Raw genomic sequence first — 14,151 nt, forward strand, 5'->3', positions numbered from 1 at the left:
AAGGGTTCCCGGCGCGTCGTCCTCCTAGGTGTCGTACGCCGATCGCACTACTGCGCTCCGTAGACCGGCTGGGGTGACTGTGCCTCGGCGAGCAGTTTGAGCGCCGTGTCGCCGGCCTCGGCGGGGGTCCACCGTGCGCCCTTGTCGGTGCTCGGGCCGGGCCGCCAGCCCTCCATGACGGTGATGCGTCCGCCCTCGGTCTCGAAGACGCGGCCGGTGACGCCGGCGCTCGCGGCGGAGCCGAGCCAGACGACGAGCGGCGACACGTTCCCGGGCGCCATCGCGTCGAAGCCGTTGTCGGGTGCCGCCATCGTCTCGGCGAAGGTGCCCTCGGTCATCCGGGTCCGCGCGGCGGGCGCGATGGCGTTGACCTGGACTCCGTAGCGCCCCATCTCGGCTGCGGCCACCAGTGTGAGCCCCACGATCCCGGCCTTGGCGGCGCTGTAGTTGCCCTGCCCGACGGACCCCAACAGCCCTGCTCCGGAACTGGTGTTGACGACCCGCGCCTGCGGCACGCGCCCCGCCTTCGCCTCCGCCCGCCAGTACGCGGCGGCATGCTTCAGCGGCAGGAAGTGGCCCTTCAGGTGGACTCGCATGACGGCGTCCCAGTCGTCCTCGTCGAGGTTCACGAGCATCCGGTCGCGCAGGAACCCGGCGTTGTTGACGAGCGTGTCGAGCCGCCCGAAGGCGTCCACGGCCGCGCGTACGAGGGATGCGGCGCCCTCGGTCGTGGCGATGTCCCCGCCGTGCGCCACCGCCTCGCCGCCGGCCGCCGTGATCTCCTCGACGACCTGCCGGGCCGGGCTGTCGGGGCCGGGCGAACCGTCGAGCCCGACGCCCAGGTCGTTGACGACGACGCGCGCGCCCTCCGCCGCGAAGGCGAGCGCGTGCGCCCGCCCGAGCCCGCGTCCCGCACCCGTGACGATCACGACCCGCCCGTCGCAGATTCCGGTGCCTGCAGTCATCCCGTTTCTCCTCCCACTTGTCCTTGAAGGCGGTTCTCACTTCTCCTTGTTGGCGGTCGCCGCGTCCAGGAAGGCGGGCCGCTCGCCCCCGCCGTGCACGAGGAGGCCGGCCCCGGTGATGTACGCGGCGGCGTCCGACGCGAGGAAGACTGCGGCCCGACCGACGTCCAGGGGCTCGGCGAGCCGCCCCATGGGGACGGTGCGGGAGACTGCCGCAATGCCGTCCTCGTCCCCGTAGTGGAGGCGGGACAGCTCGGTGCGGACCATCCCCACGACGAGGGTGTTGACGCGTACGTCCGGCGCCCACTCCACGGCCATCGAGCGCGCGAGGTTCTCCAGGCCCGCCTTGGCCGCTCCATAAGCCGCGGTGCCGGGCGAGGGTCGGGTCCCGCTGACACTACCGATCATCACGACGGAGCCACGTGCGCGCTTCAGCTGCTCGTACGCCGCCAGGGACGCCGTCAGCGGGGCGGTGAGGTTGAGCTCGATCACGCGCGCGTGCCGCTCGGCGTCCGTCTCCGCGAGCAGCCGGTAGGGGGCGCCGCCCGCGTTGTTGACCAGGACGTCGACGCGGGGCAGACCATCGAAGAAGGCGCGTACGGCCGGTGGGTTCCGCAGATCGAGGGGGACGAACTCGACGCCGTCGACCGGCACTTCGGGGGGTCTGCGGGCACAGACCACGACCTCGTCACCCGCCTCGACGAACGCGCGGGCGATGCCGGCGCCCACGCCCCGGGTGCCGCCCGTGACCACCACGAGCCGTTTGTCCACAGGGCCTCCCACTCGTCGGTGTTCGCTGTTACCTTCACAACTGGCGCACCTAACAAATGTTTGGTCGAAAGGTAGCTGATGAGCTGATGGGTGTCTCCACCTCGTCCCCGGAAAAGGGGATTTCCGTCGTCACGGTCGACTTCCCGCCCGTGAACGCGCTGCCGGTGCGCGGCTGGTTCGAGCTGGCCGACGCCCTGCGCGCGGCGGGCCGCGACGCCGAGGTCCGCTGTGTGGTGCTGGCCGCCGAGGGGCGGGGGTTCAACGCGGGCGTGGACATCAAGGAGATACAGGCGCAGGGCGGCAGCGCGCTGCTCGGCGCCAACCGCGGCTGCGCCGACGCCTTCGCCGCGGTGTACGAGTGCGAGGTGCCCGTGGTGGCGGAGGTGCACGGCTTCTGTCTGGGCGGCGGGATAGGCCTGGTGGGCAACGCGGACGCGATCGTGGCGAGCGAGGACGCGACGTTCGGCCTGCCCGAGCTGGACCGGGGCGCCCTGGGCGCGGCCACCCATCTGGCCCGGCTGGTGCCGCAGCATCTGATGCGCGCGCTGTACTACACCTCGCGCACAGCGACCGCGGCCGAGCTGCACCGGCACGGATCGGTGTGGCGGGTCGTGCCGCGCGACGAACTACGTGCCGCCGTCCTGGAGTTGGCCCGTTCCATCGCGAGCAAGGACGGGCAGCTGATCCGGCTCGCCAAGGCCGCGATCAACGGCATCGATCCCGTGGACGTGCGCCGCAGCTACCGCTTCGAGCAGGGCTTCACGTTCGAGGCGAACCTCGCGGGGGTGGGCGACCGGGTCAGGGACACGTTCGGGAAGGACCGGGAAGGAGGGGGTACGGAATGAGCGACAAGACGATGACGGCCGACGAGGTCGTCTCCCGGCTCCGCAGCGGGATGACCCTCGGCATCGGCGGCTGGGGCTCGCGCCGCAAACCGATGGCCCTGGTGAGAGCGCTGCTCCGCTCCCAGGTCACGGACCTCACGATCGTGTCGTACGGCGGCCCGGACGTCGGGATGCTCGCCGCCGCGGGACGGATCCGCAAGCTCGTCGCGGCCTTCGTGACGCTCGACTCGATCCCCCTGGAGCCGCACTTCCGTGCCGCCCGGCAGAGCGGGGCCTTCGAGTTGACGGAGGTCGACGAGGCGATGTTCATGTGGGGGCTGCACGCCGCCGCGAACCGGCTGCCGTTCATGCCGGTCAGGGCGGGCATCGGCTCGGACGTGATGCGGGTCAACCCCGGCCTGCGGACGGTCACTTCGCCGTACGAGGACCCGTCGACCGGGATCCGGGAGACCTTCGTCGCCATGCCGGCCCTGCACATGGACGCGGCCCTCGTCCACGTCAACCGCGCGGACCGGTCGGGCAACGGCCAGTATCTGGGCCCTGACCCGTACTTCGACGACCTCTTCTGCGAGGCCGCGGACGACGCGTACGTCTCCTGCGAGCGGCTCGTGGACCGCTTCGACGAGGCAGTGCCGCAGACCCTCCTCGTCAACCGGCACTCGGTCACGGGAGTCGTCGAGACACCCAGCGGCGCACACCCCACCTCCTGCGTCCCCGACCACGACCGCGACGAGCCCTTCCAGAAGCTGTACGCGACGACACCGTGGCCCGAGTTCACCGAGCGGTTCCTGTACGGGGACGAGAAGGCCTACCAGTCGGCCGCACAGGCCTGGCACGAGGAGCGGCGATGACGGACGCGACCCGGCCCTCTCCTCCCTCGCCCACCCGCAGTCCGCTCCTCCCGCCCACCCGCGCCGAGTACTGCGTGATCGCCTGTGCCGAGGCGTGGCGGGACAACGGCGAGGTGCTCGCGAGCCCGATGGGTGCCGTCCCCTCGGTCGGCGCCCGGCTCGCCAGGCGGACCTTCGCCCCGGAGCTCCTGCTCACCGACGGCGAGGCGATGCTGGTCGGCCCGGACGGCACGCCCGAAGGGTGGCTGCCCTACCGCAGGCATCTCACGATGGTCACCGGCGGGCGTCGGCACGTGATGATGGGCGCGAGCCAGATCGACCGGTTCGGCAACCAGAACATCTCCTGCATCGGCGACTGGGAGCGGCCCGCCCGGCAGCTGCTCGGGGTGCGGGGCGCGCCCGTCAACACCCTGAACAACCCGGTGAGTTACTGGGTGCCCAAGCACTCGACGCGGGTCTTCGTGGAGAAGGTCGACATGATCAGCGGGGTGGGGTACGACAGCGCGGCGGCGGCCGGTCCCACGGCGACCCGCTTCCACCGCATCCCCCGGGTGGTGTCGAACCTGGGAGTGTTCGACTTCGCGACCCCGGACCGCTCGATGCGGCTCGCCTCGCTGCATCCGGGGGTGACGGTCGAGGAGGTCCTGGCGGCGACCGGGTTCGCGCCGACGATCCCGGACGAGGTCCCGTACACCCGTGAACCAACCACAGCGGAGCTGGAGTTGATCCGCGAGGTCATCGACCCGCAGGGGCTGCGCGACCGTGAGGTGCCGGGCTGATGGAGACCGCGCTCACGAAACTGGTCGGCGTCCGGCACCCGATCGTGCAGACCGGGATGGGCTGGGTGGCGGGCCCGCGGCTGGTCTCCGCCTCGGCGAACGCGGGAGCACTGGGCATCCTGGCGTCGGCGACGATGACCCTCGACCAGCTACGGGAGGCGGTCCGGGAGGTCAGGTCCCGTACGGACGCGCCGTTCGGTGTGAACCTGCGTGCGGACGCGGGGGACGCCCGCGACCGCGTCCGGCTGATCATCGACGAGGACGTGAAGGTCGCCTCGTTCGCGCTCGCGCCCTCCCGTGAGCTGATCGCCGAGCTCAAGGACGCGGGCGTCGTCGTCATCCCCTCCATCGGGGCCCGCCGTCACGCCGAGAAGGTCGCGGCCTGGGGCGCGGACGCGGTGATCGTGCAGGGCGGCGAGGGCGGCGGCCACACCGGCGAGGTGGCGACCACCGTCCTCCTCCCCCAGGTCGTGGACGCCGTCGACATACCGGTGATCGCGGCGGGCGGCTTCTTCGACGGCCGGGGCCTGGTCGCGGCCCTGGCGTACGGCGCGGCGGGCATCGCCATGGGCACCCGTTTCCTCCTGACCTCCGACTCCACGGTCCCGGACGCGGTGAAGGCCCGGTACCTCGCGGCCACGGTGAAGGACGTGACGGTGACGACAGCCGTGGACGGCCTCCCCCACCGCATGCTCCGCACGGACCTCGTCGACTCCCTTGAGGAGGCGGGCCGTACGCGAACACTGACCCGGGCGATACGCCGAGCCGCCCGCTTCCGAAAGCTCTCGGACCTCACCTGGCCCCAGCTGATCCGCGACGGCCTGGCAATGAAACACGGCAAGAACCTGACCTGGAGCCAGGTCCTCCTCGCCGCCAACACCCCGATGCTCCTGCGCGCCTCAATGGTCGAGGGCCGCACAGACCTCGGCGTGATGGCCTCGGGCCAGGTGGCAGGCCTGATCGAGGACCTGCCGTCGTGCGCGGAGCTGGTGGAACGGGTGATGGCGGAGGCGAGGGCAACCCTGGGCACACTGCCGGTGCCGGGCACTTCAGACTCTTAGGGGCGCGGGGAACTGCGCGACCAGCCACACCCCACCGCACCCGGCACCTACACCCGCACCCGCACCCGATCGAGCAACCTAAAGCCGCTCAACAATCGTCACGTTCGCCTGTCCCCCGCCCTCGCACATCGTCTGCAAGCCGAAGCGCCCGCCCGTCCGCTCCAGTTCGTGCAGCAACGTGGTCATCAGCTTCACCCCCGTGGCACCCAGCGGATGCCCAAGAGCGATCGCGCCCCCGTTGACATTGACCCGGTCGGGATCCGCCCCGGTCTCCTTCAGCCAGGCGAGCACCACAGGCGCGAACGCCTCGTTGATCTCGACGAGGTCGATGTCGGCGATGGACATCCCGGCCTTCTTCAAGGCGTACGCGGTGGCCGGGATCGGTGCCGACAGCATCCGTATCGGATCCTCGCCCCGGACCGACAGATGGTGAACCCGCGCCCGAGGCGTGAGCCCGTGTTCGCGTACGGCCCGTTCGGAGGCGAGCAGCATCGCGGCCGCGCCGTCTGACACCTGGGAGGAGCACGCGGCGGTGATGGTGCCGCCCTCCACCACCGGCTTCAGCCCGGCCATCTTCTCCAGCGAGGTGTCCCGCCGGGGTCCCTCGTCCACGGCGACGTCCCCGAACGGCACGACCTCCCGCTCGAAACGCCCCTCGTCGATCGCCCGGATCGCCCGCTGATGCGAGCGCAGGGCGAACTCCTCCTGGTCCCGCCGGCTGATCCCCCACTTCTCGGCGATCAACTCGGCGCCGTAGAACTGGTTGACGGGCCGGTCCCCGTACCGCGCCCGCCACCCCTCGCTCCCCGCGAACGGCCCCTCCGTGAGCCCCAGCGGCTCCGCGGCCAGGCGGGACGCGAAGGCGATGGGGATCTGCGTCATGTTCTGGACGCCTCCCGCCACCACCAGGTCCTGGGTGCCGGACAGGACACCCTGCGCGGCGAAGTGCACCGCCTGCTGCGAGGACCCGCACTGCCGGTCGATCGTCACCCCGGGCACCTCCTCGGGCAGCCCGGCCGCCAGCCAGGCGGTCCGCGCGATGTCCCCGGCCTGCGGCCCGACGGTGTCCAGACACCCGAAGACGACGTCCTCGACGGCGGCCGGATCGACACCGGACCGCTCGACCAGGGCCTTCAGCACATGCGCGCCCAGATCAGCGGGATGGACCCCGCCGAGGCCACCCTTCCGGCGCCCCACGGGGGTACGGACCGCTTCGACTATGTAGGCCTCGGCCATGACGACTCCTCGAACTCCTCAGTGGGTCCAATGGATCCAACAGATCCAACAGGTCCGGTGGGTCATGTACGTACGGCGATTCCGTCCAGGACCATCGACAGGTACTGCCGGGCGATCTCCTCCGGGCTGTGCTGTCCGCCGGGCCGGTACCAGGACGCGGCGACCCACACCGTGTCGCGCACGAACCGGTAGGTGAGCCGGATGTCGAGGTCGTCCCGGAAGACCTCGCCGGCCACGCCCCGCTCCAGCGTGGACAGCCACGTCTTCTCGAACTTGCGCTGCGACTCGGCGAGGAACGCGAACCGCTCCTGCGCGACGAGGTGCTTGGACTCCCGCTGGTAGATCGCGACGGCCGCGCGGTGCCGGTCGATCTCCCGGAAGGACTCGGTGACCAGGGCCTCCAGCGTCTCGCGCGGGCCGAGCTCGGCATCCAGGACGGTGTCGTACCCGTCCCACAGCTCGTCCATGAAGGTCCGCAGAATCTCCTCCAGCATCGATTCCTTGGAGTCGAAGTGGTAGTAGAGGCTGCCCGCGAGCATGCCCGCGTGGTCCGCGATCTTACGGACGGTGGTGGCGTTGTAGCCCTGCTCGGCGAAGACCTCGGCGGCGGTGTCGAGGAGTTCGCGGCGGCGGGCGGGCGCGGCGGTCACCTGGGGCTTCTTCTTCGTAGGAGGCACGGGCCCATTGTGGTCCTAGGCCCGCTGGCTGCTGACGGAGACCGCTTCTCCGGTCATGTACGAGGAGTAGTCGGACGCCAGGAAGACGATCACGTTGGCCACTTCCCAGGGCTCGGCGTACCGCCCGAAGGCCTCGCGGGCCGTCAGCTCCTCCAGCAGTTCGGGGGTCGTCACCTTCACCAGGTGCGGGTGCATGGCGAGGCTCGGCGAGACGGCGTTGACCCGCACGCCGAACGCGGCGGCCTCCAGGGCCGCACACCGGGTCAGCGCCATGACCCCCGCCTTCGCCGCCGCGTAGTGCGCCTGCCCCGCCTGGGCGCGCCAGCCGACGACCGAGGCGTTGTTGACGATCACACCGCCACGCCCGCTCTCGTCACCCTCGTCACCCGGCCCGGCCTCGTCACCCTGCCAGCCATCCCGGAAGGCCCGCAGGGCCGCGCGCGTGCAGCGGAAGGTGCCGTTCAGCGTCACGTCGAGCACCTTCGACCACTGCTCGTCGCTCATGTCGACGAGGTCCGAAGTCCCGCCGAGACCTGCGTTGTTGACGACGATGTCGAGCCGCCCGTGCTGCCGCACGGCCGCGTCGAAGAGCGCCTGCACCTGGGCCTCGTCCGTGACGTCGCACGCGAGCGCCGAGACGCCCTCGAACTCCGCGGCCAGCTCGGCCTCGTACTCCTTGAGGCGTCGTGCGTGCGCGTCGCTGATCAGCACGCGCGCGCCCTCCTCCAGGAAGCGGCGCGCGGTGGCCCCGCCGATGCCCGCGCCCGCCGCGGCGGTGACCACGGCGGTGCGTCCCTTCAGCAGCCCGTGCCCTGGCACGTATGCCGGACTCTCGACGCCTGTCATGACGCCACGCTAACCTACCAAACACTTGTTAGGGAAGGATCGCCGCTGATGGACCTCGACTTCACGGCCGACCAGGACGCCTTCCGCGCCGAGGCGCGCGCCTGGCTGCACGCGCACGTCCCGTCGCCGCCGCTGCCCTCCCTGGAGACCGAGGAGGGCTTCGCCGCCCACCGCGCGTGGGAGGCCGAACTCGCCGCGGACCGCTGGTCGGTGGTGTCCTGGCCGACCGCGTACGGCGGACGGGACGCGGGGCTCGTACGGTGGCTGATCTTCGAGGAGGAGTACTACGCGGCGGGCGCGCCGGGCCGGGTCGGCCAGAACGGCATCAACCTCCTCGCGCCGACCCTCTTCGACCACGGCACGGAGGAGCAGCGGGCCCGGGTCCTGCCCCTGATGGCTTCCGGCGAGGTCGTGTGGGCGCAGGCCTGGTCCGAGCCGGAGGCCGGGTCCGACCTCGCCTCCCTCAGGTCCAGGGCGGTGCGTACGGACGGCGGCTGGCTCTTGAGCGGGCAGAAGACGTGGTCGTCGCGGGCCGCGTTCGCCGACCGCGCGTTCGGCCTGTTCCGCAGCGAACCCGACACCCCGAAGCCCCACCAGGGCCTCACCTACCTGATGTTCGACCTGCGCGCGCCGGGCGTGACCGTCCGCCCGATCGGCCGCCTGGACGGGAAGCCGGCCTTCGCCGAACTCTTCCTGGACGACGTGTTCGTACCCGACGAGGACGTGATCGGCGAGCCCGGCCAGGGCTGGCGGGTCGCCATGTCGACGGCGGGCAACGAGCGCGGCCTGACCCTCCGCTCCCCCGGCCGCTTCCTGGCCTCGGCCGACCGCCTGGCCGCGCTCTGGCGGGCGCGCGGCCGGGACCCGTTCACCCGCGACCGGGTGGCCGACGCGGTGATCGGCGCCCGCACCTACCAGCTCTTCACGTACGCGGGCGCCTCCCGTTTCCTCGACGGCGAGCCCATCGGCCCGGAGTCCAGCCTGAACAAGGTCTTCTGGTCCGAGTACGACATCGCGCTGCACGAGACGGCGCTCGATCTCCTGGGCGGGGAGGGCGAGTTGACGGGCACGGGCGAGGAGGAGCGCGAGGGCTGGGCCGAGGGGTACGTCTTCTCCCTCGCCGGTCCCATCTACGCGGGCACGAACGAGATCCAGCGCGACATCATCGCCGAACGCCTCCTGGGCCTGCCGAAGGGACGTCGCTGATGCGTTTCCTCCTGGACGACGAACAGCGTGCCTTCGCCCACTCGCTGGACGCCCTGCTGACGGCGGCGGACACCCCGTCGGTCGTACGGTCGTGGAGCTCCGGCGACCATACGGCCGGGCGGGCCCTGTGGTCCCGTATCGCAGACGCGGGAGTGTTCGCGCTGGCGGTCCCCGAGGCGTACGAGGGTGTCGGGCCGCTCCCCGTCGAACTGGCCGTCGCCTTCGTGGAGTTGGGGCGGCACGCGGTACCGGGCCCGCTGGTGGAGACGGTGGCGGCGCCCGCACTTCTGACGGAACCGGGCCTGGCGAAGAGGTTCCTGCCGGGCCTGGCATCCGGGGAGACGATCGCGACGGTGGCCCTGGACGGCTCGTACGCACTGGACGGAGACGCGGCCACCCTCCACCTCGCGGTCGAAGGCGGCGAGGACGACGAGGGCGGCGGCGAGTTGAGGCTGGCCCAGTGGCACGGACACGGACACGGGCAGGGGCAGAGGCAGGAGCACGGACCGGTCCGTACGTCCATGGATCCGGCCCGCCGCCTCACCAGGCTGGAGGAGGACGGCGGCGAACTCCTCGCAGCCGGCCCCCAAGTCACCGCAGCCGCCGCCCACTCCCTGACCTGGGCCCGGCTCGCGACGGCCGCGCAGGCGCTCGGCGTGGGACTGACCCTGCTCGACAGGACCGTGGCGTACGTCAAGCAGCGCAGCCAGTTCGGTGTCCCCATAGGCTCGTTCCAGGCGGTCAAGCACCGACTGGCCGACGCCAAGGTCGCGTTGGAGTTCGCGCGCCCGCTCCTCTTCGGCGCGGCCCTGACCATGGACCCGGCCGACGTGGCCGCCGCCAAGGTCACGGCCTGCGAGGCGGCGTACACGACGGCCCGTACCGCGCTGCAACTGCACGGCGCGATCGGCTACACGGCGGAGTACGACCTGTCCCTGTGGCTGACCAAGGCCCGTGCGCTGCGCACGGCTTGGGGCACTCCCGGGGAATGCCGCGAGCTGGTCCTCAAGTAGCTGAGCCCTTCAGCAGCTGAAGGGCTCAGGGGTGTCAGTGATGGTGGTCGTCGCTGCTCGTGAGTTCGCGGTACTCCTCGACGGTCGGCTTGGGGATCTGCGCGTTCTGCCCGTACATGGCACTGGCGAGACGGGCGCGCAGCCGCTGGGACGGCCTGACCTTCCGCTCGACGCCGTTCGCGTCGACGAGCGGGCCCAGGTCGTAGGGCGGGTCCTGCTCGTGCTGGGTGAGGGTGAACCGCTGGGCCGGGGTGAGGGGTTCGTGCACCTCGACGAACTCGCCGTGCGGCAGCCGCCTGATGACGCCGGACTCCCTGCCGTGCAACACCTTGTCGCGGTCGCTGCGTTGGAGCCCCATGCAGACGCGTCTGGTGATGATGAAGGCGATCACCGGGACCACGAAGAAGGCGATCCGTACGAACCAGGTGATCGAGTTGATCGACAGATGCAGATGCGTGGCCACGATGTCGTTGCCGCCGCCGATCAGCAGTACGCCGTACAGACTCAGCCAGGCGACGCCGAGCCCCGTGCGTGTGGGGACGTTGCGCGGCCGGTCCAGGATGTGGTGCTCGCGTTTGTCCCCGGTGATCCACGCCTCGATGAACGGGTAGACGGCGATCGCCACCATGATCAGCGGGAAGAGGGAGAAGGGGATGAAGACGCCCAACTGCAGGGTGTGGCCCCAGGCGTTGATCTCCCATCCCGGCATCACCCGGATCAGCCCTTCGGAGAAGCCGAGATACCAGTCCGGTTGGGCGCCGGTGGTGACCAGGTCGGAACGGTAGGGCCCGAAGGCCCACACGGGGTTGATCGTCGCGATCGCGCCCATCATCGACAGCACGCCGAAGACCAGGAAGAAGAAGCCGCCGGCCTTGGCCATGTAGACCGGCATGAACGGCATGCCCACCACGGACTTCTGCTCGTGGCCGGGCCCGGGGTACTGGGTGTGCTTGTGGTAGAAGACCAGGATCAGATGGGCGACGACCAGGCCGAGCATGATCCCGGGCAGCAGGAGGACATGGATCGGGTACAGCCTGGAGATGATGTCGTGTCCCGGGAACTCCCCTCCGAAGAGGAAGAACGCGAGATACGTGCCCACGATCGGCACCGACAGGATCGCGCCCTGCGCGAAGCGGAGGCCGGTGCCGGAGAGCAGGTCGTCGGGGAGCGAGTAGCCGGTCAGGCCGGTGATGATGCCGAGGAACAGCAGGGTCCAGCCGAACAGCCAGTTCAGCTCGCGCGGCTTGCGGAAGGCGCCCGTGAAGAACACGCGCATCATGTGGACGAGCATTCCGGCGACGAAGACGATTGCCGCCCAGTGGTGGATCTGCCGGATCAGCAGTCCGCCGCGCACGTCGAAGCTGATGTCGAGGGTGGACTCGTACGCCCTGGTCATGATGATGCCATTGAGGGGTTCGTACGAGCCGTTGTAGACGACCTCGGCGGCGCTGGGCTCGAAGAAGAGGGTGAGGTAGACGCCGGTGAGGATCAGGATGAGGAAGCTGTAGAGGCAGACCTCGCCCAGCATGAAGGACCAGTGGTCCGGGAACACCTTGCGCATCTGGGTCTTGGCCAGGGAGTAGATCCCGAGCCGTCCGTCGGCCCAGTCCGCCACCTTCTCGCCCTTGCCCGTCTGTGCCGCTCTCCCGTTGCTCCGCGCGTCCATCCGTGGCCCTCCCCATAGGCTCCGTTCAGAGTGGCACGGGGTTCTGCGAAGCCAAAGGGGTTGGTCAGGTTCCCGATTCGGCCGCGGGCCGGTGGGGGCTGCCGGCCCGCACCGTCATTCGACGATCCCCGCGGCCCGAGCCGCCGACAGCCACCCTGGGAACTCGCCCAGCAGCCGGTCGTACAGCTCACCGTCGGAGACACCCCGGCGGGGATCCGAACCGGCGTGGAAGAACCCGGCGTTGTCCACGACCCGCTTCCCCGGAACGGCCAGGTCGTCGAGCTTGCGCAGGAAGTCGAACTGCTTGCTGGACGGGTCCCCGAAGCCGATGAACTGCCAGAACAGGGGCAGCTTCGCGGCCTTGCACAGGTACCGCTCCGCGGCGAGCTTGTTGATCGGGCCGCCGTCGGTCTGGAAGACGACCAGGGCGGGGTCCTTGGAGCCGCTGTCGAGGTAGTGGTCGATGACGGCGTCCATCGCCAGGTGGTAGCTGGTCTTGCCCATGTGTCCGAGCCCGGCGACGATCCGCTCCACCCGCCCCGCGTGACTGTCGAGCGCGATGTCGGTCACCGCGTCGACGTCCGTGGAGAAGAAGACGACCGGCACGGTCCCGTCATCGTCGAAGTGCGCGCTCAGACCGAGCACACGGTCGGCGAGCGCCTGCACGCTGCCGTCGGCGTAGTACGGCTTCATCGACCCCGAGTAGTCGACGACGAGATAGACGGCGGCCCGCTGCCCGCTCAGTCCGTGTTTGGTGAGGGAGACCCCCGCGCTCTTGTAGAGGCTGACCAGCGCGGGCGCGGTCTCCTCCACCTTGGTGAGGCTGATCCCGGCCATGCGGGCTCCTTCCGGCCATGATCCGACCGGATGAGCCTAACCGGCCGCCCGCTCCCGGAACGCCGGCAGTTCGAAGAGCCGCCGCCGGGCCCCGTCACCCATCAACTCGACCAGCGGAAACACCAGTTCCCACAGGTCCTCCTTCTCCACGCCGACGGCCAGCGCGTCGAGGTCGGGATCGGAGAGCGTCCCCGCGGCCTTGGCGACGATCCGCCGGGCGGTCGGCGGCAGGGCCGCCACCATCGGGAGGAACTCCGCCCACAGCCCGGTCGCCACCACCCCGCGGACGAGCCCGTCGAGCACCGCGCGGTCTCGCAGCGAGGGCAGCCTGGCGACGGCCCGCAGCTCGTCCTCGTCGAGCGCGGCCACGATCGGCAGGAGCGACTCCCACAGGTCCTGCTCGGCGGTGGTACGGACGAGGGAGTCGAGCCGGGCCTCGGGCTGGGCGGCGGTGAGGGAGGCGATGCGGGCCCGCTGTTCACCGGAGGCCATGCTCGCGACGGCCATGGCCTCCGGCCACAGCCCGCGGTCGGCGGCGGACCCGATGACCGACGTCAGCCGCTCCTCGCCCAGCAGCTCGACGATGTGGCCGAGCCGTTCGGGATGGTCGATGACGAAGCCGGTGAGCAGCAGGGTCGTGTCGTCGAGCCGCGGCAGGATCCGCAGCAGCGCGGAGTCCCGCAGATGCCCGACGAACCGGCCCATCGTGAGGTGGTCGCGGCGGTCGGCGAGGACGAGGGCGATCCGTACGACGATGTCGTCGTCCAGTCTGCCCATGATCCCGGCGATCCGGCGCGGGTCGACGTGGTGGCAGCAGCGGGCCGTGAACTCGGGCGGGAGCCGCTCGATGATGTCGGCGGCGCGGCCGGGTTCGAGGCGTCCGGCGAGGGCGGCGGCGAGCTGCGGCCCGAGTGCCTTCTGCGAGATGGCGGCGGCGATACCCGCGGGCAGCAGCTTGGTCTTCGCGGCGATGCGGTCGAGGATTCCGGGGGCGTCGTCGAAGAGCGCGGCGACGGATCTCTCGCGGAAGGCGCGTACGTCCTCGGCGGGCAGCTCTTCGAGGAACGCCAGCTGCCGTGGTTCGACATCCAGCAGGCGGGCGAGCTTGAGGATCTCGGCCCTGCTGCGCAGTGTGTCCATGCGGGAGGGGTCTCCTGGCTAACGGAAGAGTATCCGGCGGAGGGGTTCCCTGGTCAGGGCCGGTACGAGGGTCAGGGCGTCCTCGACGGCCTCGTTCAGCCCGGATGCCCGGCGCTCCCGGGCCCGGCGCAGTGCCAGCGTGAGAGTCCGGGCCTGTGTGTCGTCCAGCGATCCGAAGCTCTCCGGCGGTGGGGCGCCCAACTCCGCCCGCAGCAGCGCCAGTTCTTCCGCGCTCACAGGTCCTCCCCCGACGCTCAC

15 protein-coding genes are annotated in these 14,151 nt (G+C 70.8%); 6 read left to right on the top strand and 9 right to left on the bottom strand.

What is annotated here, in order from left to right:
• Positions 1–47 precede the first annotated feature (47 nt).
• Both ACN20J_RS14215 and ACN20J_RS14220 read right to left on the bottom strand, forming a co-directional pair.
• Positions 48–965 (bottom strand): SDR family oxidoreductase, encoded by a 918-nt coding sequence (locus ACN20J_RS14215; RefSeq protein ID WP_189840366.1) that lies wholly within the window; start codon positions 963–965, stop codon positions 48–50.
• Between the two features lie 36 nt (positions 966–1,001).
• The gene (locus ACN20J_RS14220) at positions 1,002–1,736 is read right to left on the bottom strand and encodes an SDR family oxidoreductase (protein WP_419666013.1); all 735 of its coding nucleotides are present in this window, start codon (positions 1,734–1,736) and stop codon (positions 1,002–1,004) included.
• An 86-nt stretch (positions 1,737–1,822) separates the two neighbouring features.
• Between ACN20J_RS14220 and ACN20J_RS14225 the strand changes: the two genes are divergently transcribed.
• From ACN20J_RS14225 to ACN20J_RS14240, 4 genes are read left to right on the top strand one after another with little or no spacing between them, the layout of a single operon-like run.
• Positions 1,823–2,581 (top strand): enoyl-CoA hydratase family protein, encoded by a 759-nt coding sequence (locus tag ACN20J_RS14225; protein WP_190230330.1) that lies wholly within the window; start codon positions 1,823–1,825, stop codon positions 2,579–2,581.
• Entirely contained in the window at positions 2,578–3,432 is an 855-nt protein-coding gene (locus tag ACN20J_RS14230; RefSeq protein WP_419666014.1) for a CoA transferase subunit A, read from the top strand. The genes ACN20J_RS14225 and ACN20J_RS14230 overlap by 4 nt, the downstream gene beginning before the upstream one ends.
• The gene (locus tag ACN20J_RS14235) at positions 3,429–4,211 is read left to right on the top strand and encodes a CoA-transferase subunit beta (protein WP_419666015.1); all 783 of its coding nucleotides are present in this window, start codon (positions 3,429–3,431) and stop codon (positions 4,209–4,211) included. Before ACN20J_RS14230 ends, ACN20J_RS14235 begins: the two co-directional genes overlap by 4 nt.
• Complete coding sequence (locus ACN20J_RS14240) at positions 4,211–5,272, top strand: NAD(P)H-dependent flavin oxidoreductase (RefSeq protein WP_419666016.1); 1,062 nt, start codon at positions 4,211–4,213, stop codon at positions 5,270–5,272. Before ACN20J_RS14235 ends, ACN20J_RS14240 begins: the two co-directional genes overlap by 1 nt.
• Before the next feature lie 78 nt (positions 5,273–5,350).
• Here ACN20J_RS14240 and ACN20J_RS14245 read toward each other — a convergent pair whose 3' ends face one another.
• The 3 genes from ACN20J_RS14245 to ACN20J_RS14255 form a co-directional block, all read right to left on the bottom strand.
• On the bottom strand, positions 5,351–6,508 hold the full coding sequence (locus ACN20J_RS14245) for an acetyl-CoA C-acetyltransferase (protein WP_189840360.1): 1,158 nt from the start codon (positions 6,506–6,508) through the stop codon (positions 5,351–5,353).
• A 62-nt stretch (positions 6,509–6,570) separates the two neighbouring features.
• Positions 6,571–7,185 carry a TetR/AcrR family transcriptional regulator gene (locus ACN20J_RS14250; RefSeq protein ID WP_189840359.1) on the bottom strand — a complete coding sequence of 205 codons (615 nt, stop codon included), beginning with the start codon at positions 7,183–7,185 and terminating at the stop codon, positions 6,571–6,573.
• A 15-nt stretch (positions 7,186–7,200) separates the two neighbouring features.
• Positions 7,201–8,031 (bottom strand): SDR family oxidoreductase, encoded by an 831-nt coding sequence (locus ACN20J_RS14255; protein ID WP_419666017.1) that lies wholly within the window; start codon positions 8,029–8,031, stop codon positions 7,201–7,203.
• Between the two features lie 48 nt (positions 8,032–8,079).
• Here ACN20J_RS14255 and ACN20J_RS14260 point away from each other — a divergent pair, with 48 nt between their 5' ends.
• Positions 8,080–9,237, top strand: coding sequence for an acyl-CoA dehydrogenase family protein (locus tag ACN20J_RS14260; RefSeq protein ID WP_419666018.1), 1,158 nt, complete (start codon positions 8,080–8,082; stop codon positions 9,235–9,237).
• Positions 9,237–10,250, top strand: a complete 1,014-nt coding sequence (locus ACN20J_RS14265) for an acyl-CoA dehydrogenase family protein (RefSeq protein ID WP_419666019.1) — start codon at positions 9,237–9,239, stop codon at positions 10,248–10,250. Before ACN20J_RS14260 ends, ACN20J_RS14265 begins: the two co-directional genes overlap by 1 nt.
• 34 nt (positions 10,251–10,284) lie before the next feature.
• Here the strand turns inward: ACN20J_RS14265 and ACN20J_RS14270 are convergent, their stop codons facing one another.
• From ACN20J_RS14270 to ACN20J_RS14285, 4 genes are all read right to left on the bottom strand, one after another.
• Entirely contained in the window at positions 10,285–11,916 is a 1,632-nt protein-coding gene (locus ACN20J_RS14270) for a cytochrome b (protein ID WP_190230338.1), read from the bottom strand.
• Between the two features lie 114 nt (positions 11,917–12,030).
• Positions 12,031–12,753 (bottom strand): vWA domain-containing protein, encoded by a 723-nt coding sequence (locus tag ACN20J_RS14275; protein ID WP_189840354.1) that lies wholly within the window; start codon positions 12,751–12,753, stop codon positions 12,031–12,033.
• A 36-nt stretch (positions 12,754–12,789) separates the two neighbouring features.
• The gene (locus ACN20J_RS14280; protein WP_361898236.1) at positions 12,790–13,893 is read right to left on the bottom strand and encodes a hypothetical protein; all 1,104 of its coding nucleotides are present in this window, start codon (positions 13,891–13,893) and stop codon (positions 12,790–12,792) included.
• 18 nt (positions 13,894–13,911) lie between these two features.
• Complete coding sequence (locus tag ACN20J_RS14285) at positions 13,912–14,130, bottom strand: hypothetical protein (protein WP_189840352.1); 219 nt, start codon at positions 14,128–14,130, stop codon at positions 13,912–13,914.
• Positions 14,131–14,151: the final 21 nt, after the last annotated feature.

This window comes from Streptomyces sp. 2-1, from assembly GCF_048564895.1.
GTDB classification, from domain to species: Bacteria; Actinomycetota; Actinomycetes; order Streptomycetales; family Streptomycetaceae; genus Streptomyces; species Streptomyces phaeochromogenes.